This is a genomic window from Streptomyces sp. NPDC006296, from assembly GCF_040613235.1.
GTDB lineage: Bacteria > Actinomycetota > Actinomycetes > Streptomycetales > Streptomycetaceae > Streptomyces.
Genome location: NZ_JBEXRT010000024.1, coordinates 68,098 through 89,269 on the forward strand (window position 1 = coordinate 68,098; position 21,172 = coordinate 89,269).

At 72.1% G+C, this 21,172-nt stretch carries 15 protein-coding genes; 9 read left to right on the top strand and 6 right to left on the bottom strand.

The window, feature by feature from the left end; translation table 11 throughout:
- Positions 1–204 precede the first annotated feature (204 nt).
- Both ABZ172_RS18595 and ABZ172_RS18600 read left to right on the top strand, forming a co-directional pair.
- The gene (locus ABZ172_RS18595) at positions 205–561 is read left to right on the top strand and encodes a hypothetical protein (protein ID WP_356884798.1); all 357 of its coding nucleotides are present in this window, start codon (positions 205–207) and stop codon (positions 559–561) included.
- A 154-nt stretch (positions 562–715) separates the two neighbouring features.
- Positions 716–994 carry a DUF6343 family protein gene (locus ABZ172_RS18600; RefSeq protein WP_356884799.1) on the top strand — a complete coding sequence of 93 codons (279 nt, stop codon included), beginning with the start codon at positions 716–718 and terminating at the stop codon, positions 992–994.
- 172 nt (positions 995–1,166) lie between these two features.
- Here the strand turns inward: ABZ172_RS18600 and ABZ172_RS18605 are convergent, their stop codons facing one another.
- The 4 genes from ABZ172_RS18605 to rpsA all read right to left on the bottom strand — a co-directional run bounded on the left by ABZ172_RS18605 (position 1,167) and on the right by rpsA (position 5,494).
- Entirely contained in the window at positions 1,167–1,535 is a 369-nt protein-coding gene (locus ABZ172_RS18605; protein ID WP_356884800.1) for a tetratricopeptide repeat protein, read from the bottom strand.
- A 314-nt stretch (positions 1,536–1,849) separates the two neighbouring features.
- The gene (gene coaE, locus ABZ172_RS18610) at positions 1,850–2,452 is read right to left on the bottom strand and encodes a dephospho-CoA kinase (protein WP_356884801.1); all 603 of its coding nucleotides are present in this window, start codon (positions 2,450–2,452) and stop codon (positions 1,850–1,852) included.
- Between the two features lie 183 nt (positions 2,453–2,635).
- Positions 2,636–3,574 (bottom strand): PAC2 family protein, encoded by a 939-nt coding sequence (locus ABZ172_RS18615; protein ID WP_356884802.1) that lies wholly within the window; start codon positions 3,572–3,574, stop codon positions 2,636–2,638.
- A gap of 408 nt (positions 3,575–3,982) precedes the next feature.
- Positions 3,983–5,494, bottom strand: coding sequence for a 30S ribosomal protein S1 (gene rpsA, locus ABZ172_RS18620; RefSeq protein WP_356884803.1), 1,512 nt, complete (start codon positions 5,492–5,494; stop codon positions 3,983–3,985).
- A gap of 394 nt (positions 5,495–5,888) precedes the next feature.
- On the opposite strand from rpsA, the gene ABZ172_RS18625 reads away from it, so the two are divergent.
- Both ABZ172_RS18625 and hrpB read left to right on the top strand, forming a co-directional pair.
- Positions 5,889–6,716 carry a class I SAM-dependent methyltransferase gene (locus tag ABZ172_RS18625; protein ID WP_356884804.1) on the top strand — a complete coding sequence of 276 codons (828 nt, stop codon included), beginning with the start codon at positions 5,889–5,891 and terminating at the stop codon, positions 6,714–6,716.
- A gap of 81 nt (positions 6,717–6,797) precedes the next feature.
- Positions 6,798–9,299: an ATP-dependent helicase HrpB gene (gene hrpB / locus ABZ172_RS18630; RefSeq protein WP_356884805.1), complete on the top strand. Its 2,502-nt coding sequence runs from the start codon at positions 6,798–6,800 to the stop codon at positions 9,297–9,299.
- A 384-nt stretch (positions 9,300–9,683) separates the two neighbouring features.
- On the opposite strand, the gene ABZ172_RS18635 is transcribed toward hrpB, so the two are convergent.
- Positions 9,684–11,390, bottom strand: a complete 1,707-nt coding sequence (locus tag ABZ172_RS18635; protein WP_356884806.1) for a lytic transglycosylase domain-containing protein — start codon at positions 11,388–11,390, stop codon at positions 9,684–9,686.
- A 186-nt stretch (positions 11,391–11,576) separates the two neighbouring features.
- On the opposite strand from ABZ172_RS18635, the gene ABZ172_RS18640 reads away from it, so the two are divergent.
- Positions 11,577–12,464: a DUF4184 family protein gene (locus ABZ172_RS18640; RefSeq protein WP_356884807.1), complete on the top strand. Its 888-nt coding sequence runs from the start codon at positions 11,577–11,579 to the stop codon at positions 12,462–12,464.
- An 86-nt stretch (positions 12,465–12,550) separates the two neighbouring features.
- On the opposite strand, the gene polA is transcribed toward ABZ172_RS18640, so the two are convergent.
- Positions 12,551–15,262, bottom strand: a complete 2,712-nt coding sequence (polA, locus tag ABZ172_RS18645; RefSeq protein ID WP_356884808.1) for a DNA polymerase I — start codon at positions 15,260–15,262, stop codon at positions 12,551–12,553.
- A 223-nt stretch (positions 15,263–15,485) separates the two neighbouring features.
- Between polA and ABZ172_RS18650 the strand changes: the two genes are divergently transcribed.
- From ABZ172_RS18650 to ABZ172_RS18665, 4 genes are all read left to right on the top strand, one after another.
- Positions 15,486–17,765 (top strand): FdhF/YdeP family oxidoreductase, encoded by a 2,280-nt coding sequence (locus tag ABZ172_RS18650; RefSeq protein ID WP_356884809.1) that lies wholly within the window; start codon positions 15,486–15,488, stop codon positions 17,763–17,765.
- A 73-nt stretch (positions 17,766–17,838) separates the two neighbouring features.
- Entirely contained in the window at positions 17,839–18,309 is a 471-nt protein-coding gene (locus ABZ172_RS18655; protein ID WP_356884810.1) for a hotdog fold thioesterase, read from the top strand.
- Positions 18,310–18,922: 613 nt separating this feature from the next.
- A complete protein-coding gene (locus ABZ172_RS18660; protein ID WP_356884828.1) occupies positions 18,923–20,131 on the top strand; it encodes a branched-chain amino acid ABC transporter substrate-binding protein in 1,209 nt (402 codons plus the stop codon).
- 111 nt (positions 20,132–20,242) lie between these two features.
- Positions 20,243–21,172: a branched-chain amino acid ABC transporter permease gene (locus ABZ172_RS18665; RefSeq protein WP_356884811.1), complete on the top strand. Its 930-nt coding sequence runs from the start codon at positions 20,243–20,245 to the stop codon at positions 21,170–21,172.

A 21,172-nucleotide genomic window follows, 5' to 3' on the forward strand; every position in this document is an offset into this window, starting at 1 on the left:
ACGGGGTGCGTCCCCACACCCACTCATAAAGTCCTATTAACACCATATGCCCGATCGGTACACCCGCGAACCGCTGTCCGGGTAGCGGGGCACCCGGCCGGACGCGTACCGGATGCCCCTGCCCGGCCGGCCGGGCAGGGTGGCCAGCGCCAGCACGTCCCTGTGACGTACCGATGAGCAGGACGAGCAGACGAGGACCCGCCCATGTCGGTCACCACGCACCCCACCGTTCTCCGCCGCCGCGCCGGTACGGCCGCCGGTGCGGCCCTGCTGGTCCTGGCCGTCACGGGCTGTTCCGGCCTCGGGCGGACGGCGGTCGGGCCGGTCACCTACACGACCGGCAAGGACGAGGTGGTCAGCGTGAACAGCCCCTCGGTGAAGGGCTGTCACACGATGGCGCCGGACGGTGCGACCAAGGTCGACAACGGGACCCTGATCGACATGGTGCTGTACACCAGCCGCGACTGCAGCGGGCAGGGGACGGCGTACGTGGCGACCACCTTCAGCGACGCCGACGCGGCCTCCGCCCAGCCCTGGCGCAGCTACACGTTCATCCACTGACCGGCGCGGCCCCCTCCGCGCCTCTCCCCCGTGCGGCCCCCGTGTCGCGGCGGACGGCCGGGGCTCCCGCCACCGTGGTGCACACCGGACGGTCCGCCTCACCGGTTTCCGTACGGCGCACCCGTGGGGTCATGCTGGAGGGGAGGCGATGGTGATGCGTACCGGAAATGAACCGTCCACCGCGCGAAGCCCTCTGCGCATGCGGCTCTGGCTGAGCCTGTGGGGCATGGTCTGGGCCGGGCTGGGGCTCGCGGCCTTCGTGGTGACCGGGCGCGCCGGCTGGGCGACGGCCTGCGGGGTGCTGCTGCTGATCGCGGTCACGGACCTCTGTCTCGTCGTCCGCCATCTGCGGCAGGGCTCGGACTACCAGCCCGGCCGGGACGTCCCTCCGTACGAACCGGAACGGAGGCGGCGGGACCGCTCCGCCCACTGACTCCCCCGGCCCGCGTCAGCCGTCAGCCGTCAGCCGTCAGCCGTCAGCCGTCAGCCGTCAGCCGTCGACTCTCACGGACACCGGGCTGGGTCGGCCGTATGGGCCGGAGACCGTCACCGCAGACCGGAACCCCCGGCTCGTGCTTCTCGCCTCCGCCGGTCCCGCTCCCCCGTCAGTCCCGGTCCTCGAAACGGGCGGCCTCGAGGTACTCCGGCTTCGGGTCGAGCGCGGCGGCCAGCCGGAAGTGGCGGGTGGCCTGCTCCGGGCGGCCGGCCCGCTGGAAGGTACGGGCCAGGGCGAAGTGCGCGAAGGCGTTGTCAGGCTCGCGCTCCAGGACCAGCTCGAACTCCAGCTCCGCCGGGCGCAGTTGCGCGGCGGCGAAGAAGGCCCGCGCGCGCAGCAGGCGGGCCGCCGTGTTCTCCGGATGGGCGGCGATCACCGAGTCGAGCAGCTTGACCGCACCCCGCGGGTCCCGGGCGGCGAGCAGCTGCTCCGCCGCGCGGAAGTCGATCACATGCGTTTCCGGGTTCTTCTCGGGCACGCCCCTATCCTTCCCCTCGTTCTGCGCTCTTCAACATCCGGCCAGAGGCACGTATTCCGGCCGGAGTGCCCGCCGCGGGGTGTCGTCGGGTGTGCCCGTACCCGCCGCTCGGGCGGGACGCCCGAGCAGGACGACGGGGCGGCCGGCGCACGTTCCGGCCGGGGCTGTGCATGGCCGGGGTGGGCGTTCCGGGGCGGGACACCGGGGGCGTGCGTACGTTTCCGGGCGGAGCGTACGGCGCCGGAGCGGGCGTTCCGGGCGGGAAGCCCACCCCGGGCGGAGGTGACGGCCGTCCCGGGGCGGGTGCGGCGGGGTCAGCCGGCGGCGGCCCGTGCGGTGAGTTCCGACCAGACCGTACGGACCTGGGGTTCCAGTTCCTCCAGCGGGCCGTCGTTGTCGATGACGAGATCCGCGAGGGCCAGTCGCTGCTCGCGGGTGGCCTGGGCCTCCATCCGGGCGCGGGCGTCGGACTCCGTCATTCCGCGGAGCCGTACGAGCCGGTCGAGCTGGGTCGCGGGCTGCGCGTCGACCACCACGACCAGGTCGTAGAGCGGTGCGAGGGCGTTCTCCGTGAGCAGGGGCACGTCGTGGACGACGACCGCGCCGGCCCCGGCGGCCCGTTCCAGTTCGGCGGAACGCGTCCCGACGAGCGGGTGGACGATGCCGTTGAGCGTGGCGAGGCGGGCGGGGTCCGCGAACACGATCGAGCCGAGCGCCGACCGGTTCAGGGACCCGTCCGAGGTGAGGATCCCGGGGCCGAACGCCTCGACGACGGCGGTGAGTCCGGGTGTCCCGGGTTCGACGACCTCGCGGGCGATCCGGTCGGCGTCGATCAGCACGGCTCCGTAGCGTGCGAGCAGTCGTGACACTTCGCTCTTGCCGGCGCCGATCCCGCCGGTCAGGCCCACTTTCAGCATGCGTCGAGCCTAAGGCCTCCCGCCCGGATCACACCGGGCCGCGCCCCTGGCACCGCTCCCGGAGCGGGCCCGGGCCGTCCCCGTGCGGGCCGAGTGGTCCCGGGCTGCCCTGTGCCGCCCTCCGCGGGACGGGCCGGCAAGGCCTCCGGCCCCCGCCCGAGGGGACGGAGGCCGGAGGGCTGCTCAGGAATCACCCTCGCGCTCGGCGAGGAAGCGTTCGAACTCGCGGCCGATCTCGTCCGCCGACGGAAGATCGGCCGGCTCCGCGACGAGGTTGCCGCGGGTCTCGGACCCGGCGATCGCGTCGTACTGGTGCTCCAGGCCCTCGACGAGGGAGACGAGCTCCTCGTCGCCCTGGCGGACCTGCCGGTCGATCTCGGTCTGGGTCCGGTGCGCCTCGGTGCGCAGGGTGTGCGCGACGCTCGGCAGGACCAGTCCGGTCGCCGCGGTGACCGCCTCCAGGGCGGTGAGCGCGGCGTCCGGGTAGGCGGACCTGGCGACGTAGTGCGGGACGTGGGCGGCGACACCGAGGACGTCGTGCCCGGCCTCCATCAGCCGGTACTCCACGAGCGCCTCGGCGGAGCCGGGGACCTGCGCCTCCTCGAAGGGGCTGCGGTGCCCGGGCATCAGGTCCGTGCGGTTGCCGTGCGGGGTGAGGCCGACGGGACGGGTGTGCGGGACGCCCATGGGGATGCCGTGGAAGCTGACCGCGAGGCGGACACCGAGCCGCGCCACGACCTGTTCCACCGCGGCGGCGAACCGCTCCCACTCGACGTCGGGCTCCGGTCCGGAGAGGAGCAGGAAGGGGGCCCCGGTGGCGTCCTGGACGACCTTCAGCTCGAGGGAGGGCGACTCGAACGACGTGTACCGGTCGCGCTTGAAGGTGAGCAGCGGACGGCGCGCCCGGTAGTCGACGAGACGGTCGTGGTCGAAGCGGACCACGGTCTGGTGCGGCAGCGTTTCGAGCAGGCCGTCGACGATCTGCTCGCCGGTCTCACCCGCGTCGATGTATCCGTCGAAGTGGTAGAGCATGACCAGGCCGACCGACTCCTGGGCGAGCGCCATGTCGACCACGGCCAGGCCCTTCGGCTCCCATTCGTACAAACTCTGCGGATCAGGCACGGTTACCGCTCCTCCTCGTGTTCCTCGACAAGAACGCCCTGCCCGGCCGGGGCATTCCCACCCGGGCGCATTCCCTCCCGCGCGCACCGGGACACGGTCCTGGCGGACCGTCAGCACCTGCCGCGCCGGGGCAGGCGCCCCGTGCCGGAAGAAGCCGGAAAGGCCGGAGGGGGCCCGAGGAACCCGAAGAGGCCGGGAAGGCCGGAGGAGGCCGAAGGACGCGAACCGCACGGGGTCGCCGAGCGGTGCGTAGGCGTGCGGAGGGCTGAGGTGCCGGGCCGGCCGGGAACCTCGTGTCCGGCCCGCCCGGAACAGGCGGACCGCCCGGAACAGGCGTGAGGCCCGCCCCCCGGAGGGGACGGGCCTCACCTACAGCTCTCCAGCCGATGAGCCGCTGGGGTCAGAGCGTCAGCTCTGGCCGCCGGCCAGCTTCTCGCGCAGGGCAGCCAGGGCCTCGTCCGACGCCAGGGCGCCGGAGTTGTCCGCGGACTCCGAGGAGTACGAGCCGCCACCGCTGCCGCCGGAGGCAGCCGGGGCAGCGCCGGCCGGGGCGGCAGCGCCCTCGGCAGCGGCAGCCTCGTCGGCCTCGCGGGACTTGATGACCTGGGCCTGGTGCTGCTCGAAGCGCTGCTGCGCCTCGGCGTACTGCGTCTCCCAGACCTCACGCTGCGACTCGAAGCCCTCGAGCCAGTCGTTGGTCTCGGGGTCGAAGCCCTCGGGGTAGATGTAGTTGCCCTGGTCGTCGTAGGACGCGGCCATGCCGTACAGGGTCGGGTCGAACTCGACCGAGGCCGGGTCGCCGCCGAAGGCCTCGTTGGCCTGCTTCAGCGAGAGGCTGATGCGACGGCGCTCGAGGTCGATGTCGATGACCTTGACGAAGATCTCGTCGTTGACCTGGACGACCTGCTCCGGGATCTCCACGTGGCGCTCGGCCAGCTCGGAGATGTGGACCAGACCCTCGATGCCCTCGTCGACGCGCACGAACGCACCGAACGGAACGAGCTTGGTGACCTTACCGGGAACGACCTGCCCGATCTGGTGCGTACGGGCGAACTGCTGCCACGGGTCTTCCTGCGTCGCCTTGAGCGACAGCGAGACGCGCTCGCGGTCCATGTCGACGTCGAGAACCTCGACGGTGACTTCCTGACCGACCTCGACGACCTCGGAGGGGTGGTCGATGTGCTTCCAGGACAGCTCGGAGACGTGCACGAGACCGTCGACGCCACCCAGGTCCACGAAGGCACCGAAGTTGACGATCGAGGAGACGACGCCGGAGCGGACCTGACCCTTCTGGAGGGTGGTGAGGAACGTCTGGCGGACCTCGGACTGGGTCTGCTCGAGCCAGGCACGGCGGGACAGAACCACGTTGTTGCGGTTCTTGTCCAGCTCGATGATCTTGGCCTCGAGCTCCTTGCCCACGTAGGGCTGGAGGTCGCGGACGCGACGCATCTCGACGAGCGACGCCGGCAGGAAGCCACGGAGGCCGATGTCGAGGATGAGACCACCCTTGACGACCTCGATGACGGTACCGGTGACGATGCCGTCCTCTTCCTTGATCTTCTCGATGGTGCCCCAGGCACGCTCGTACTGAGCGCGCTTCTTCGAGAGGATCAGGCGGCCTTCCTTGTCCTCCTTCTGGAGAACCAGGGCCTCGATCTCGTCGCCGACCTTGACGACCTCGTTCGGGTCGACGTCGTGCTTGATCGAGAGCTCGCGGCTCGGGATGACACCTTCGGTCTTGTAACCGATGTCGAGGAGGACCTCGTCGCGGTCGACCTTGACGATGACACCGTCAACGATGTCGCCGTCGTTGAAGTACTTGATCGTCTCGTCGATCGCCGCGAGGAACGCGTCCGCGTCGCCGATGTCGTTGACCGCAACCTGCGGAGTGGTGGCGGTGGTCTCGGTGCTGCTCGTCATGTGGGAAAGGGCTCCGGTACGGACAGAGAGTCGTAGGTACTGCTACGCCGTAAGCCCGTATCGCCTCTGCAGAAGCCGGACAGCCTGGAAAGCACCCCACCTGTCCGGAAAGGCGCCTCGACAACCGAGGGGACATGCAACAGACGCGAGCGCGGCCTGCTAGGTCTGAAGCGCGCAGGCTCGCGGCGCAACTTGTAGCATACGGGGGCAGCCGGACAGGGTCAATGCGCGAAGGCGCACACCCGGGGCACAACACCCCAATTCCGGCGCAACTCACGTTCGCCGAGGCCACATCGGTCACAGCGGTGTGTCGCGGGCACGGCCGTGCTCATCCGTACGGGCCGTGGAGGCACCCGCGCGAGGCGGGTGAAGGCAAACTACAACGACGGGCACGATGAGCCAAGAGATCCACGCATCCGAACCCGAGGCGACCCGGCGCGATGCCGGGGCGGCCGAGAGCAGCCGGGCGAACCGCGGCTGGTGGGACAGGAACGCCGACGAGTACCAGAACGACCACGGAACGTTCCTCGGGGACGACCGCTTCGTGTGGGGCCCGGAGGGCCTGGACGAGACCGAGGCGGCCCTGCTGGGCCCGGAGGAGGACCTGGAGGGGCTGGACATCCTGGAGATCGGGGCCGGCGCCGCCCAGTGCTCGCGCTGGCTCTCCGCCCGGGGCGCCCGTCCGGTGGCCCTCGACCTCTCCCACCGGCAGCTCCAGCACGCCCTGCGGATCGGCGGCGGCGTCCCGCTCGTGCAGGCCGACGCCGGACGGCTCCCCTTCCGGGACGGTTCCTTCGACCTGGCCTGCTCCGCCTACGGCGCGGTGCCCTTCGTCGCCGACCCCGTCCAGGTGTTCCGCGAGGTGCGCCGCGTGCTGCGGCCGGGGGGACGGTGGATCTTCTCGGTGACGCATCCGGTCCGCTGGGCGTTCCCCGACGAACCGGGGCCGGAGGGCCTGTCCGTCTCCGCCTCCTACTTCGACCGCGTGCCGTACGTGGAGCAGGACGAGCGCGGCGACGCGGTGTACGTGGAGCACCACAGGACTCTGGGCGACCGGGTGCGCGACGTCGTGGCCGGCGGGTTCCGGCTGGTCGACCTCGTGGAACCGGAGTGGCCGGCCTGGAACACCCAGGAGTGGGGCGGCTGGTCCCCGCTGCGCGGCAACCTGATCCCCGGCACGGCGATCTTCGTCTGCGAGCGGGACGACCGGGACGCCGCCTAGGCACCCGGGGGCGCCCAGGCATCGGGAGGCCGCTGGGCACCGGCCGTCCCGTCGCGGCGGCGGGCGTACGAGACTGGGGGCGTGATCCGTACCGACGCCCTGGACCAGTTGCCCGTGCGCACCGCTGTGCCCGCCCTGGAGCGGGCCCTCGACGAACGGGGCGCCGCGGTGCTCTGCGCGCCGCCGGGGACGGGCAAGACGACCCTCGTACCGCTGGTGCTCGCCGGGCTGACCGGGGGCGGACCGGCCCGCCGGGTGCTGGTCGCCGAGCCCCGCCGGATCGCGGCCCGGGCGGCGGCGCGCCGGATGGCGTGGCTGCTCGGCGAGCGGACGGGCGGCCGGGTCGGGTTCACGGTGCGCGGCGAGCGGGCGGTGGGGCCGGACACGGTCGTGGAGGTCGTCACCACCGGGGTGCTGCTCCAGCGGCTGCAGCGTGACCAGGAGCTGGCCGGGGTCGACGTGGTGATCATCGACGAGTGCCACGAGCGCCACCTGGACGCGGACACGGCCGCCGCGTTCCTGCTCGACGTGCGCGCGACGATCCGGCCGGACCTGCGGCTGGTCGCCGCCTCCGCGACGACGGACGCCGAGGGCTGGGCGCGGCTGTTCGGCGACGCGCCGGTGGTGGAGGCGCAGGGGGTGTCGCACCCGGTGGAGGTGGTGTGGGCACCGCCGTCCGGTGCGGTGCGGCCCCCGCACGGGATGCGGGTGGACCCGGCGCTGCTGACGCATGTGGCCGCGGTGGTGCGCCGGGCACTCGCCGAGCGGGACGGCGACGTCCTGTGCTTCCTGCCCGGCGTCGGCGAGATCGGCCGGGTGGCCGGGCAGCTCGCGGGTGTGGACGCCGAGGTGCTCCAGGTGCACGGGCGGGCCCCGGCCGCCGTGCAGGACGCGGTGCTGGCCGGGCCGTCGGGCGGCCGTCGGGTGGTGCTGGCGACCTCCGTCGCGGAGTCGTCGCTCACAGTGCCGGGGGTGCGGGTCGTCGTGGACTCGGGGCTCGCCCGGGAACCGCGCACCGACCACGCGCGGGGGCTGAGCGCGCTGACGACCGTACGGGCGTCGCGGGCGTCCGGCCGCCAGCGGGCGGGCCGGGCCGGGCGGGAGGCCCCGGGAGCCGTGTACCGGTGCTGGGACCGGGCGGAGGACGGCCGTCTCAGCGCGTTCCCCTCCCCCGAGATCAAGGTCGCCGACCTCGCGGCGTTCGCCCTGCAGGCCGCCTGCTGGGGTGATCCGGACGCCTCCGGCCTCGCGCTGCTGGACCCCCCGCCGGCCGGCGCGCTGGGTGCGGCCCGCGAGGTGCTGGCCGCGGTCGGCGCGGTGGACGCCGCGGGCCGGGCCACGGACCGGGGCGTACGGATGTCCCGGCTCGGTCTGCACCCCCGGCTGGCCCGGGCCCTCCTGGACGGCGCGGACCGGGTGGGCGGGCGCCGGGCGGCGGAGGTGGTGGCGCTGCTGAGCGAGGAGCCGCCCAGGGAGTACGGCGACGACCTGGCGCACGCGCTGCGCACGGCGCGGCGCGGCGGCGACGGTTACGCGGCCCGCTGGCGGCAGGAGGTCCGACGGCTCTCGCAGTCGCTCGGCTCCTCGGGTGCCGAGCACGGCGGTCCGGACGACACCGCCGTGGGCACCGTCGCGGCGCTGGCGTTCCCCGAACGGGTGGCACGGGCACGGGGCGAGGGTGCCTTCCTGATGGCATCCGGCACAGGCGCACTGCTGGGGGACGGCTCACGGCTGCGCAGCGCCCGGTGGCTGGCGGTCGCGGTCGCCGACCGGCCGGCCCACGCCGCGTCCGCCCGGGTCCGGCTGGCCGCCGTCATCGACGAGGACACCGCCCGGCTGGCCGCGGGGCACCTGTGGTTCTCCGGGGAGGAGGTCCGCTGGGCGGACGGCGACGTGGTGGCGCGTTCCGTGGAGCGCCTGGGGGCGGTAGAACTGTCGGTGCGGGCGCTGCGCGCTCCGGCCCCGGGACCGGTGCGCGACGCACTGCTGGAGGGGCTCCGGCAGGAGGGCACGGGCCTGCTGCGGTGGACCCGGGACGGTGCGCAGCTGCGGCTCCGGCTCGCGTTCCTGCACCGGGTGCTGGGGGCTCCGTGGCCCGACGTGTCGGACGGGGCGCTGCTGGCGCGCGCCGACGAGTGGCTGGAGCCCGAGCTGTCGCGGGCACGGCGCCGCGCGGATCTGGCGCGGATCGACGCCGCGCAGGCCGTACGGCGTCTGCTGCCCTGGTCGACGGGGGACGCGGCCCGGCTCGACGAACTGGCCCCGGAGCGGATCGAGGTGCCGAGCGGGTCCAGGGTCCGGGTGGAGTACGGCGGCGAGCAGCCGGTCCTCGCGGTGAAGCTCCAGGAGCTCTTCGGGCTGACCGAGACGCCCCGGGTGGCCGGGGTGCCGGTCCTGGTGCACCTGCTGTCCCCGGCCGGGCGCCCCGCCGCGGTGACGGCGGATCTGGCGTCCTTCTGGCGCGAGGGCTACCGGGACGTACGGGCGGAGCTGCGCGGGCGCTACCCGAAGCACCCGTGGCCCGAGGACCCCACGACGATGGAGGCCACCCGCTTCACCTCGGCGCGGCTGCGCCGGGGGTAGCGGCCCGGCAGCCCACGGGGGCGTGTAAACGGCGCGCGCGCCGCGGGGGTTGCGCACGCGGCGGGCAGCGCGAGGCTGCGTGCGGGGGCTGCGGGGCTGAGCGCGCCGGGGCCGGTGCATTCGACGGACGCGCCGCGACCGCCGGGCGCACCTGTGCCGGAAGCGCGCCCACGGCGCACTTGTGGCGGCTGACCTGTGCCCGCCGGTCCGTGCGGACAGGCCGTGTCGGAGCCCGTGCCGGACCGGCCTGTCTCGACCGACGCGTCTCAACCGACGCGTCTCGACCGGCTCGTACAGGCGGACCAGTGCCCGCCGCCCCGTACACGCCGGCCCGTGCCCGCCGCCCCGTGCCGGGGCCCGCTCGGGCCCCGGCCGTGGCACGGGTCAGGCCGCCGGGGCGGCCTCGACCTTCAGCTCGACGGTCAGCGTGGCGCCGCTCGCGGTGGTGAGCCGGAGCAGGTAGGTGCCCTCGGTGTCGTCGGCGTAGATCTTCGGGAGTTCCAGGACACCGTCGGCGCCGGTCGTCAGGTCCAGGGTGCGCAGGGGCTTGCCGTCCGCGTCCTTGAAGTACGGGCCCTTGTCGTTCTCGGCGGGCTTCTCCGCGTCGGTGATCATCGTGGCGGTGACCGCTGTGTCCGCGACCCCCGTGTCCTTGTACGTGGTCCTGACCTCGACGCGTTCGGCGAACTCGGCGCCGGGGGCGGCCGTCAGGGCCTCCTCGCCGGTCCGGACGACGGTGTCCGCGACCCGGGCGGTGACCTTGGCCGTCCAGGCGAGGGCCTGCGGATCGGTGGTCCCGGCGACCGCCGTCACCTTGAAGGTGCCCGTCTTCTCACCGGCGGTGAGGACGGGTGCGGTGACGGTGCCGTCGCTTCCGGTGGTCACCGTGACGGTGTTCTTCCCCTCGGCGAAGCGGGTGTCCGTCTCTCCGACGAGCGCGAAGGTGACCCGGGTCCCGGGGAGCGGCGCACCGAGCTTGTTCAGCGCCCGGACCGTGACGCGTTCGCCGAAGGCGTCGCCGGCCGTGGCGGTGAGGGCCGGGGTGCCCCGCTTCTCCAGGGTGCCGAACGTCGTGGACGGGTCGGGCGTGGTCGGCGGTTCGGTCGGCGGCTTTGTCGTCGGCGGCTTCGTGGTGGGCGGCTTCGTGGTCGGCGGCTTCGTGGTCGGCGGGGTGGTGCCGGGGCTCGGGGACGTGCTGCCGCCGGGCTTCGGGGTGGGGCTCGGGGACGCGCCGCCGGTCGAGGGGGTCGGGTACGGGGAGACCGTGCCGCCGCCCGTGTCCGCCGGGAGGACGCCCGTGCCGTCCGGGACCTCGTGGGTGCCGCGCTTGTAGTAGTCGAACCAGGAGCGCACCGTGCGCAGGTACTCCGTGGAGTGGTTGTAGCTGAGCACCGCCCGGTCCAGGTCCGTGCCGACCGAGAGGTCGCGGGTCCCGGCGCAGAGGTAGTGGCCGGCCGCGAGCGCGGCGTCGTAGATGTTGTTGGGGTCCTTGCGTCCGTCGCCGTTGCCGTCCTGGCCCCAGGTGGCCCAGGTGGACGGGATGAACTGCATGGGGCCGACGGCGCGGTCGTGGGTCGCGTCGCCGTCGTACGCCCCGCCGTCGGTGTCCTTGATGAGGGCGAAACCCTGGCCGTTGAGGGCCGGGCCGAGGATCGGGGAGAAGGTGGTGCCGTCCGCGTCGACCTTGCCGCCGCGGGCCTGCCCCGACTCGACCTTGCCGATCGCGGCGAGCAGCTGCCACGGAAGCCGGCACGCGGCGTCGGTGCCCGCGAGCTCCTGCTCCGCCTTCTTGTAGGCGGCCAGGATCGTGGCGGGTATGCCCGCTTCGGCGCTCCCGGTCACCGGGAGGTTCACGGACGCACCGGGCTTGCCGGGCGTGGTGAGCGGCGGAAGGTCCGTGTGGTACGGGGAGTTGCCGGTGGCCGCGCTGTCGCCGGAGGGCGTCGCACCGGACGCCGTGCGGTCGTCGGCGGCCGTGTCGGCCTGGGGTGCTGCGGGAGCCTGGGAGGCGGAGAGGGCGGCCACCGCGGCCGCGGCCACCGCGGTGGTGGTGGCCCCCCTGCGCAGTCTGCGGCCGAATTGCGCTGCCATACCTGTCGGTCCCTCCCCGTCGACGGCTGCCCGCGCTCCCCAGCGCGAGGACTCAGGCGACCCTACGGCAACTCCCGCCGCCCGGACACTGTCCGGTGACCGCTTCTCACCGTTTTCTCAGCTTCCCTGCCGTCAAGTCACCCGTGTGCAACGGTGAGATGACCCGGGCTCGTCCATACTGCCGCCATGCCGTTCACGCTCAGCCATGCCGCAGCCGTGCTCCCTGGGGTCCACAGGTCCGGGAGGGGCCGCGGGCCTCTCGTGGCCTCCGCCCTGGTCGCCGGATCGTTCGCTCCCGACCTGACCTACTACGCGGACACGGCGGTCCCCGGGGCGATGGAGTTCGGCGAGGTGACCCATTCCGTGGGGGGAGTGTTCACCGTGGACGTCCTCGTCACGGGCGTCGCGGTGGCACTGTGGCTGATGCTGCGCGAACCGCTCGTCGCCCTGCTGCCCGCGGCGGCCCGGGGGCGGGTGCACACCTTCCTCCGGGGCAGGCCCCGGGGGCCCGGGCGGCCGGGTCCCGCCGAGGCGGCGTGGTTCGCGCTGTCCGCCGTGATCGGCTCGGGAACCCACGTGGTGTGGGACGCCTTCACGCATCACGACCGGTGGGGCACCGGCCTCCTGCCCTTCCTCAACGGGAGCGTCGCGGGCCACCCGGTCTTCCAGATCGTGCAGTACGGGAGTTCGGCGGTGGCGCTGACCGTCCTGGCCCGGTTCACGTACACGGGTCTGCGGGGCATCGGCCCCGTCCCCGTGCCGGCGGCCGTGCCGGTGCTCACCCGGTCCGCACGCGGGTGGGCCGGCGCTCTCCTCGTGCTGTGCGCCCTGCTCGGGACCGCCCACCGGTGCGCCCGCTGGTACGCCCACTTCGGGCACGTCGACACACCGCTCGACCTCGTCCCGACGGCGTGTTTCGGTGCCGGGGCGGGTCTCGCCGCAGGGCTCGTGCTGTACGGGGCCTGGATGCGGCTGCGGATGCGGCCGGGGCCGGCGCCGACCGGGCCCCCGGCGCAGGACGGCCCCCACGCGGACACCGCGGGATCCCGCCCGGCGGGCCGCGACGCCGGCTGACGCCGCAGCGCCGCCGGGGCCCCGGCCCGGGGCGGGACCAGGGCGGTGCGCCCGAGGACGGTCCCGCCGATCCCGGCGGGACCGCGTCAGTGCGCGGCCGTCTCCCAGTCCGTGCCGACGCCGACCGACACGTCCAGCGGCGCACGGAGCTCGACCGCCGTGGACATCTCCCGGCGCAGGATCTCCTCGACCTGCTCCCGCTCGCCCTTCGCGATCTCCAGGACGATTTCGTCGTGCACCTGGAGCAGCATCCGTGACGTCAGCTGCGCCTCCGTCAGCGCCCGGTCCACCTGGAGCATCGCGACCTTCACGATGTCGGCGGCGGTGCCCTGGATCGGGGCGTTGAGCGCCATCCGCTCGGCGGCCTCGCGGCGCTGGCGGTTGTCGCTGTTCAGGTCGGGGAGGTAGCGGCGGCGGCCGAGGATCGTCTCCGTGTATCCGGTGGCCCTGGCCTCCTCCACCACCCGGTGCAGATAGTCACGCACGCCGCCGAACCGCAGGAAGTAGGTGTCCATCAGCCCGCGCGCCTCGCCGGCCTCGATGTTCAGCTGCTGGGAGAGGCCGAACGCGGAGAGCCCGTAGGCCAGTCCGTACGACATCGCCTTGATCTTGCGGCGCATCTCGGCGTCGACGGCCGACTTCTCGACGCCGAACACCTGCGAGGCGACCGTCGTGTGCAGGTCCTCCCCGGACGTGAACGCCTCGATCAGACCGGCGTCCTCGGAGAGGTGCGCCATCACCCGCAGCTCGATCTGGCTGTAGTCCGCCGTCATCAGCGTCTCGAAGCCCTCACCGACGACGAAGCCCCGGCGGATCGCACGCCCCTCGTCCGTGCGGACGGGGATGTTCTGCAGGTTGGGGTCGGTGGAGGAGAGCCGGCCCGTCGCCGCGACCGTCTGGTTGAAGGTGGTGTGGATACGGCCGTCCGCACCGATCGTCTTGATCAGGCCCTCGACGGTGACCCGCAGCTTCGCCTGCTCCCGGTGGCGCAGCATGATGACCGGCAGCTCGTGCTCGGTCTGCCCGGCCAGCCAGGCCAGCGCGTCCGCGTCGGTGGTGTAGCCCGTCTTCGTCTTCTTCGTCTTCGGCAGCGCCAGCTCACCGAAGAGGACCTCCTGGAGCTGCTTGGGCGAGCCGAGGTTGAACTCCCGGCCCACCGCCGCGTGCGCCTCCTTCACGGCCTGCTGCACCGCACCGGCGAACTGCTGCTCCATGCCCTCCAGATGGGCCCGGTCGGCGGCGATGCCGTGGCGCTCCAGGCGGGCCAGCATGACCGACGTCGGCAGCTCCATGTCGTGCAGCAGCCCGGTGGCGCCGACCTCCTCCAGGCGCGTCGTGAACGCGTCCCCCAGGTCCAGCACCGCGCGGGCCTGCGCCATCAGCGCGTCGGCCTCCGCACGGTCCTCCGCGCCGAAGGCCAGCTGCCCGTCCGACGCGGGCGCCGGGGCCAGCTCCCGGCCGAGGTACTCCACGGCCAGCGCGTCCAGCGCGAACGAACGGCGTCCCGGCTTGACGAGGTAGGCGGCGAGCGCGGTGTCCATGGTGATGCCGTCCAGCCGCCAGCCCTGCTCGGGCAGGACCCGCAGGGCGTTCTTGGCGTTGTGCAGCACCTTGGGCTGCGCGGGGTCCGCGAGCCAGGCGGCCAGGGCCTGCTCGTCGGCCTCGCCCAGCTCCGCCGGATCCAGCCAGGCCGCGGCCCCGTCCGCGGCGGCGAGCGCGAGCTCGGTGACCGCACCGGCACCCAGCGACCAGGTGTCGACGGTCATCACACCCAGCGGCTGCCCGCCGCGGGCCTCCAGCCACGGGGCGACCTCGCCCGGGCCCAGCACCACCCCGTCCAGCTCGATCCCGGCCGCCGGCTCCGGCGGACCCGCGTCCTCCGCGCCCGGGTCGACGGCCAGCAGCCGCTCCCGCAGGCTCGGATTGCGGATCTCCAGGACGTCCAGCACACCCGTGACCGCCGAGCGGTCGTACGGAGCGCGCTCCAGCTCGGCCGGGCCCTTCGGCAGCTCCACGTCACGGACCATCTCCGTCAGCACGCGGTTCATCTTCACCGCGTCCAGGTGGTCCCGGAAATTCTGGCCGGCCTTGCCCTTCACCTCGTCGGCCCGCTCCACCAGCTCCGCGAACGAACCGAACTGGTTGATCCACTTCGCCGCCGTCTTCTCCCCCACCCCGGGGATGCCCGGAAGGTTGTCCGAGGGGTCACCGCGCAGCGCCGCGAAGTCCGGATACTGGCCCGGGGTGAGCCCGTACTTCTCCTGGACCTTCTCCGGGGTGAACCGGGTCAGCTCCGAGACGCCCTTCGTCGGGTACAGCACCGTCACGCTGTCCGTGATCAGCTGGAAGGAGTCCCGGTCGCCCGTGACGATCAGCACCTCGAAGCCCGCCGCCTCGGCCTGCGTGGCCAGCGTCGCGATGACGTCGTCCGCCTCGAAGCCGTCCACCGCGAAACGGTCCGCGCGCATCGCGTCCAGCAGCTCGCCGATGAGCTCGACCTGCCCCTTGAACTCGTCGGGCGTCTTGGAGCGGTTCGCCTTGTACTCGGGGAACTCCTGCGCACGCCACGTCTTGCGGGACACGTCGAACGCGACCGCGAAGTGCGTGGGCGCCTCGTCGCGGAGCGTGTTCGCCAGCATCGACATGAAGCCGTACACGGCATTCGTCGGCTGCCCCGTCGCCGTCGTGAAATTCTCCGCGGGCAGGGCGAAGAACGCCCGGTACGCCAGGGAGTGCCCGTCCATCAGGAGCAGGCGCGGTCGGTTGTCTGCCGTGTTCTTCGATGCCGTCTCAGCCACGCCCCCGATCCTGCCACGGACCACTGACATTCCGGACCGGCCGCCACCCCGACCCCCCGCCCCGGCCCCCGCACCGCCCGCCCCGCACACCGGACCCGCCCCTTCCCCCCGAGCCACCCGGCACGCGTGCATGACAGGATCGAAGGCAGTCAAGGCGTAGGAAGACGTGACAGGGCGCGTACGGACGAGGACGCGCCCCCGCAAGCGCTCGAAGGGGAGCACCATGGCCACCAAGCCCCCGACCGGAGACCCGGTCCAGGACGCCCCGCAGATCGACCCGGTCCAGCACGCGGCCGCCGGTCTGCCCGCCGTCGCCCACACCCTGCGCATCGCCCAGCAGCAGATGGGCGTGCGGCGCACCGCGCAGACCCTCCTCAAGGTCAACCAGAAGGACGGCTTCGACTGCCCCGGCTGCGCCTGGCCCGAGGGCGACAAACGCCACACCGCCGAGTTCTGCGAGAACGGCGCGAAGGCCGTCGCCGAGGAGGCGACCCTGCGCCGCGTCACCCCCGACTTCTTCGCCGCCCACCCCGTCGCCGACCTCGGCACACGCAGCGGCTACTGGCTCGGCCAGCAAGGACGCATCACCCAGCCCGTGTACCTCCCCGAGGGCGCCGACCGGTACGAGGCCGTCACCTGGGAACGCGCCTTCGAGATCATCGCCGAGGAACTCACCGCGCTCGCCTCCCCCGACGAAGCCCTCTTCTACACCTCCGGCCGCACCAGCAACGAGGCCGCGTTCCTCCTCCAGCTCCTCGCCCGCGAGTTCGGCACCAACAACCTGCCCGACTGCTCCAACATGTGCCACGAGTCGTCCGGCTCCGCCCTCACCGAGACCATCGGCATCGGCAAGGGCAGCGTCAGCCTCGAAGACCTCCACCAGGCCGACCTGATCATCGTCGCCGGACAGAACCCCGGCACCAACCACCCCCGGATGCTCTCGGCCCTCGAACAGGCCAAGACCGCCGGAGCGAAGATCATCTCGGTGAACCCGCTGCCCGAGGCCGGCCTCGAACGCTTCAAGAACCCCCAGACGGCACGCGGCATGCTCAAGGGCGCCGCCCTCACCGACCTCTTCCTGCAGATCCGCATCGGCGGCGACCAGGCCCTCTTCCGCCTCCTCAACAAGATGATCATCGAAGCCGACGGAGCCGTCGACACCGACTTCATCACCGCACACACCCACGGCTACGAGGAGTTCGCCGAGGCCGCCCGCGCCGCCGACTGGGACGAGACCCTCACCGCGACCGGCCTCGACCGCGCCACCATCGAGCAGGCGCTCGCCATGATCCTCGCCTCCCGGCGCACCATCGTCTGCTGGGCCATGGGCCTCACCCAGCACAAGCACTCCGTGCCGACCATCCGCGAAGTCGTCAACCTCCTCCTGCTCCGCGGCAACATCGGCAGGCCCGGCGCCGGCGTCTGCCCCGTCCGCGGCCACTCCAACGTCCAGGGCGACCGCACCATGGGCATCTTCGAACGGCCCTCCACCGCCTTCCTCGACGCCCTCGACCAGGAATTCGGCATCACCTCGCCCCGGCACCACGGCTACGACGTCGTCCGCTCCATCCAGGCACTCCGCGACGGTGACGCCAAGGTCTTCTTCGCCATGGGCGGCAACTTCGTCGGCGCCACCCCCGACACCGACGTCACCGAAGCCGCCATGCGCCGGGCCCGCCTCACCGTGCACGTCTCGACCAAACTCAACCGCTCGCACGCCGTCACCGGCACCCGCGCCCTGATCCTGCCCACCCTCGGCCGCACCGACAAGGACGTACAGGCCACCGGGAAGCAGTTCGTCACCGTCGAGGACTCCATGGGCATGGTCCACGCCTCACGCGGCAACCTCACCCCCGCGAGCCCCCACCTGCTCTCCGAACCCGCGATCGTCGCACGCCTCGCCCGCGCCGTCCTCGGCCCCGCCTCCACCACCCCCTGGGAGGACTTCGAACAGGACTACGGCACGATCCGCGACCGCATCTCCCGCGTCGTCCCCGGCTTCGAGGACTTCAACACCCGCGTCGCACGCCCCGGCGGATTCACCCTCCCCCACGCCCCCCGCGACGAACGCCGCTTCCCCACCACCACCGGCAAGGCCAACTTCACCGCCGCACCGGTCGAGTACCCCGAACTCCCCGAAGGCCGCCTGCTGCTCCAGACCCTGCGCTCCCACGACCAGTACAACACCACCATCTACGGCCTCGACGACCGCTACCGCGGCATCAAGGGCGGCCGCCGCATCGTCATGGTCAACCCCGAGGACGCCCACGCCCTCGGCCTCGCCGACGGCTCCTACACCGACCTCGTCGGCGAATGGAAGGACGGCGTCGAACGCCGCGCCCCCGGCTTCCGCGTCGTCCACTACCCCACCGCCCGCGGCTGCGCCGCCGCCTACTACCCCGAGACCAACGTGCTCGTCCCCCTCGGCGCCACCGCGGACACCAGCAACACCCCGGCCAGCAAATCCGTCGTCGTCCGGTTCGAGACGCCCGCAGCCCCCTAAGCGCACGCTCAGTCGTCTGATAAGAACAGTGCACACAGCAACGGACGACCGCACACGATCGGAGCCGGACCCCATGGGCGAGCACACCGCACCCACGTTCCCCCAGGAGATCATCGACGAGTACGCGGCACTCGGCGTCGACCTCCCCGCACTGTTCTCCGCGGGACACCTCGGCGAGCGCATGGGCGTCACGATCGTCGAAGCGTCCGCCGACCGGGTCGTGGGCACCATGCCCGTCGAAGGCAACACCCAGCCCTACGGACTGCTCCACGGAGGCGCCTCCGCCGTACTCGCCGAGACCCTCGGCTCCGTCGGCAGCATGCTGCACGGCGGCGCCGGCAAGATCGCCGTCGGCGTCGACCTCAACTGCACCCACCACCGCGGCGTCCGCAACGGCCTCGTCACCGGCGTCGCCACCCCCGTCCACCGGGGCCGCTCCACCGCCACCTACGAGGTCGTCATCACCGACGAGCACGACAAGCGGGTCTGCACCGCCCGCCTCACCTGCCTGCTCCGCGACGCACCCCGCCCCTCAGCGGACTGACCGCCCCTCACCGCACCACCACCCCTGCCCGGCCCGGAAGCACACCGCATTCCGGACCGGGCAGACCCATATCCGAAGCGGACCGGCGGACTCCACGGACACACACGGTCAACACCCCCACCACCCCACCCGTCCCACCCGCCACTCCAGCAGCCACCCCACCCGCACCCGGAGCCGCACACATCCCACACATGTAACACTCCGTAACATGTGCGCAATACACGCAAAACGTCGCACCCCTCACCCCGCCCCACCCGGACACCCCCCACCCCACCCCCCCCGCACCCCCGATCCCGCGACAGCACCAAGATCACCCCAAGCCCCTTAGCAGAGCTGCGGGTTCTCACCATGCGGTCACCCCACCGACCGGGCAAATGCCCTACACCTCCACACTGCGGCCAACAAGCCTTCCCCACGGCATAACAAGACAGTCACATCATCACCGGACCCGACCCGCACCCCCTCAGCTACGCCTAGAGTCACGGCCAGTCACCGCGCCGCCGGGCGCGTCTGCTGCACGGCCCTGTCTCGACCAGTACGGCCCGGCGATCGTCACGGCACCTCAGCAGAGGAGGCCGCGCCAGGGAAAGGACCTTTCGTGCGACACCGTTCTTTGCTCATCCTCACCACAGTGCTGACCACAGGCGCACTGACCCTCACCGCCTGCGGATCGCGCGACGACAACGCCAACAGCAGCGGCGGCGGCGACAACCAGACCGTCGTCATCGGTGTCGACGCCCCCCTGACCGGCGACCTCTCCGCCCTCGGCCTCGGCATCAAGAACTCCGCCGACCTCGCCGTCCAGACCGCCAACAAGGACAAGACCGTCCCCGGCGTCACCTTCGAGATCCAGGCACTCGACGACCAGGCCCAGCCCTCCGTCGGCCAGCAGAACGCCCAGAAGTTCATCGGCAACAAGGACGTCCTCGGCGTCGTCGGCCCGCTGAACTCCGGCGTCGCCCAGTCGATGCAGAAGCCCTTCACCGACGCCAAACTCACCCAGGTCTCCCCCGCCAACACCGGCACCGAGCTGACCCAGGGCAACAACTGGAAGAGCGGCGACAAGCAGCGCCCCTACGCGGCCTACTTCCGCACCTCCACCACCGACGCCATCCAGGGCGCGTTCGCCGCGAACTACCTGTTCAAGAACGCGAACATCAAGGACGTCTACCTCATCGACGACCAGAAGCCCTACGGCGCCGGCCTCGCCTCCTCCTTCAAGACCACCTTCACCGAGCTCGGCGGCAAGATCGTCGGCGCCGACCACATCAACCCCGACGACCGCGACTTCAACTCCGTCGTCACCAAGGTCAAGAGCTCCGGCGCCAAGGCCGTCTACTACGGCGGCGAATACCCCGCCGGCGCCCCCCTGAGCCAGCAGCTCAAGGACAGCGTCAAGATCCCCCTCATGGGCGGCGACGGCATGTACAGCGCCGACTTCATCAAGCTCAACAAGAAGTCCGAAGGCGACATCGCCACCTCCGTCGGCAAGCCCGTCGAAGAACTCGAATCCGCCAAGAAGTTCATCGCCGACTACAAGACTGCCGGCTACAAGGACGCCTACGAGGCCTACGGCGGCAGCACCTACGACGCCGCCTGGTCCATCATCGAGGCCGTCAAGTCCGTCGTCGCCGACAACGACGGCAAGCTCCCCGACGACGCCCGCACCAAGGTCCTCGACGCCATGAAGACCGTCAAGTTCGACGGCGTCACCGGCCCCGTCTCCTACGACGAGTACGGCGACACCACCAACACCATGATGACCGCCTACCAGGTCACCGGCGGCAAGTGGACCTCCAAGCTCAGCGAGGCCGTCAAGTAGGTCCCCCAAGGACCCCCACGACCCACCCGGCACAAGCGAACAGACCGCGCGGGAGCGCTACGAGCACTCCCGCGCGGCGCCATATCCGAACCACTCCACGGAGGCCCTGCGGTGAACGAACTGCCGCAACAGCTGGCCAATGGACTCATCCTCGGCGCGATGTACGGTCTCATCGCGATCGGATACACGATGGTCTACGGAATCATCCAGCTCATCAACTTCGCACACGGCGAGATCTTCATGATCGGAGGCTTCGGAGCCCTCACGGTCTACCTCGGGCTTCCGTCCGGACTCTCCCTCCTCGCCGCGATACCCCTCATGATCGCCGGCGGCGTCATATGCTCCGTCGCCGTCAGCGTCGCAGCCGAACGCTTCGCCTACCGCCCCCTGCGCACCGCACCACGCCTCGCCCCCCTCATCACCGCCATCGGCCTCTCCCTCGCACTCCAGCAGGCCATCTGGATGTGGTACCCTAACGCCACCAAGGACCGCTCCTTCCCCCAGTTCAAGGGAGAAGCGATCGACCTCTTCGGCGCCCACATCCAGCGCGGCGACCTCTTCGTCCTCATCGCCGCACCCCTCTGCATGCTCGCCCTCGGCCTCTTCGTCTCCAAGACACGCGCCGGCCGCGGCATGCAAGCCACCTCGCAGGACCCCGACACCGCCAAGCTCATGGGCATCAACACCGACCGCATCATCGTCATGGCCTTCGCCATCGGTGCCGCGTTCGCCGCCGTCGCCGCCGTCGCCTACGGGCTCAAGAACGGCCAGATCGGCTTCCGCATGGGCTTCATCATGGGCCTCAAGGCCTTCACCGCAGCCGTCCTCGGCGGCATCGGCAACATCTACGGCGCCATGCTCGGCGGCGTCGTCCTCGGCGTCGCCGAAGCCCTCGCCACCGGCTACATGAGCGACGTCCCGGGCATGGAACTCTTCGGAGGCGGCGCCTGGAAGGACGTATGGGCCTTCGTGCTCCTCATCCTCGTCCTCCTCATCCGCCCGCAAGGCCTGCTCGGCGAACGCGTCGCGGACAGGGCGTGA

Bases quoted from the DNA above. Each gene is read 5' to 3' on its own strand.
- ABZ172_RS18640 (WP_356884807.1), top strand. From the start codon at position 11,577: ATGCCGTTCACGCTCAGCCATGCCGCAGCCGTGCTCCCTGGGGTCCAC.
- ABZ172_RS18595 (WP_356884798.1), top strand. From the start codon at position 205: ATGTCGGTCACCACGCACCCCACCGTTCTCCGCCGCCGCGCCGGTACG.
- rpsA (WP_356884803.1), bottom strand. From the start codon at position 5,494: ATGACGAGCAGCACCGAGACCACCGCCACCACTCCGCAGGTTGCGGTC.
- ABZ172_RS18635 (WP_356884806.1), bottom strand. From the start codon at position 11,390: ATGGCAGCGCAATTCGGCCGCAGACTGCGCAGGGGGGCCACCACCACC.
- coaE (WP_356884801.1), bottom strand. From the start codon at position 2,452: ATGCTGAAAGTGGGCCTGACCGGCGGGATCGGCGCCGGCAAGAGCGAA.
- ABZ172_RS18655 (WP_356884810.1), top strand. From the start codon at position 17,839: ATGGGCGAGCACACCGCACCCACGTTCCCCCAGGAGATCATCGACGAG.
- ABZ172_RS18600 (WP_356884799.1), top strand. From the start codon at position 716: ATGCGTACCGGAAATGAACCGTCCACCGCGCGAAGCCCTCTGCGCATG.
- ABZ172_RS18650 (WP_356884809.1), top strand. From the start codon at position 15,486: ATGGCCACCAAGCCCCCGACCGGAGACCCGGTCCAGGACGCCCCGCAG.
- ABZ172_RS18625 (WP_356884804.1), top strand. From the start codon at position 5,889: ATGAGCCAAGAGATCCACGCATCCGAACCCGAGGCGACCCGGCGCGAT.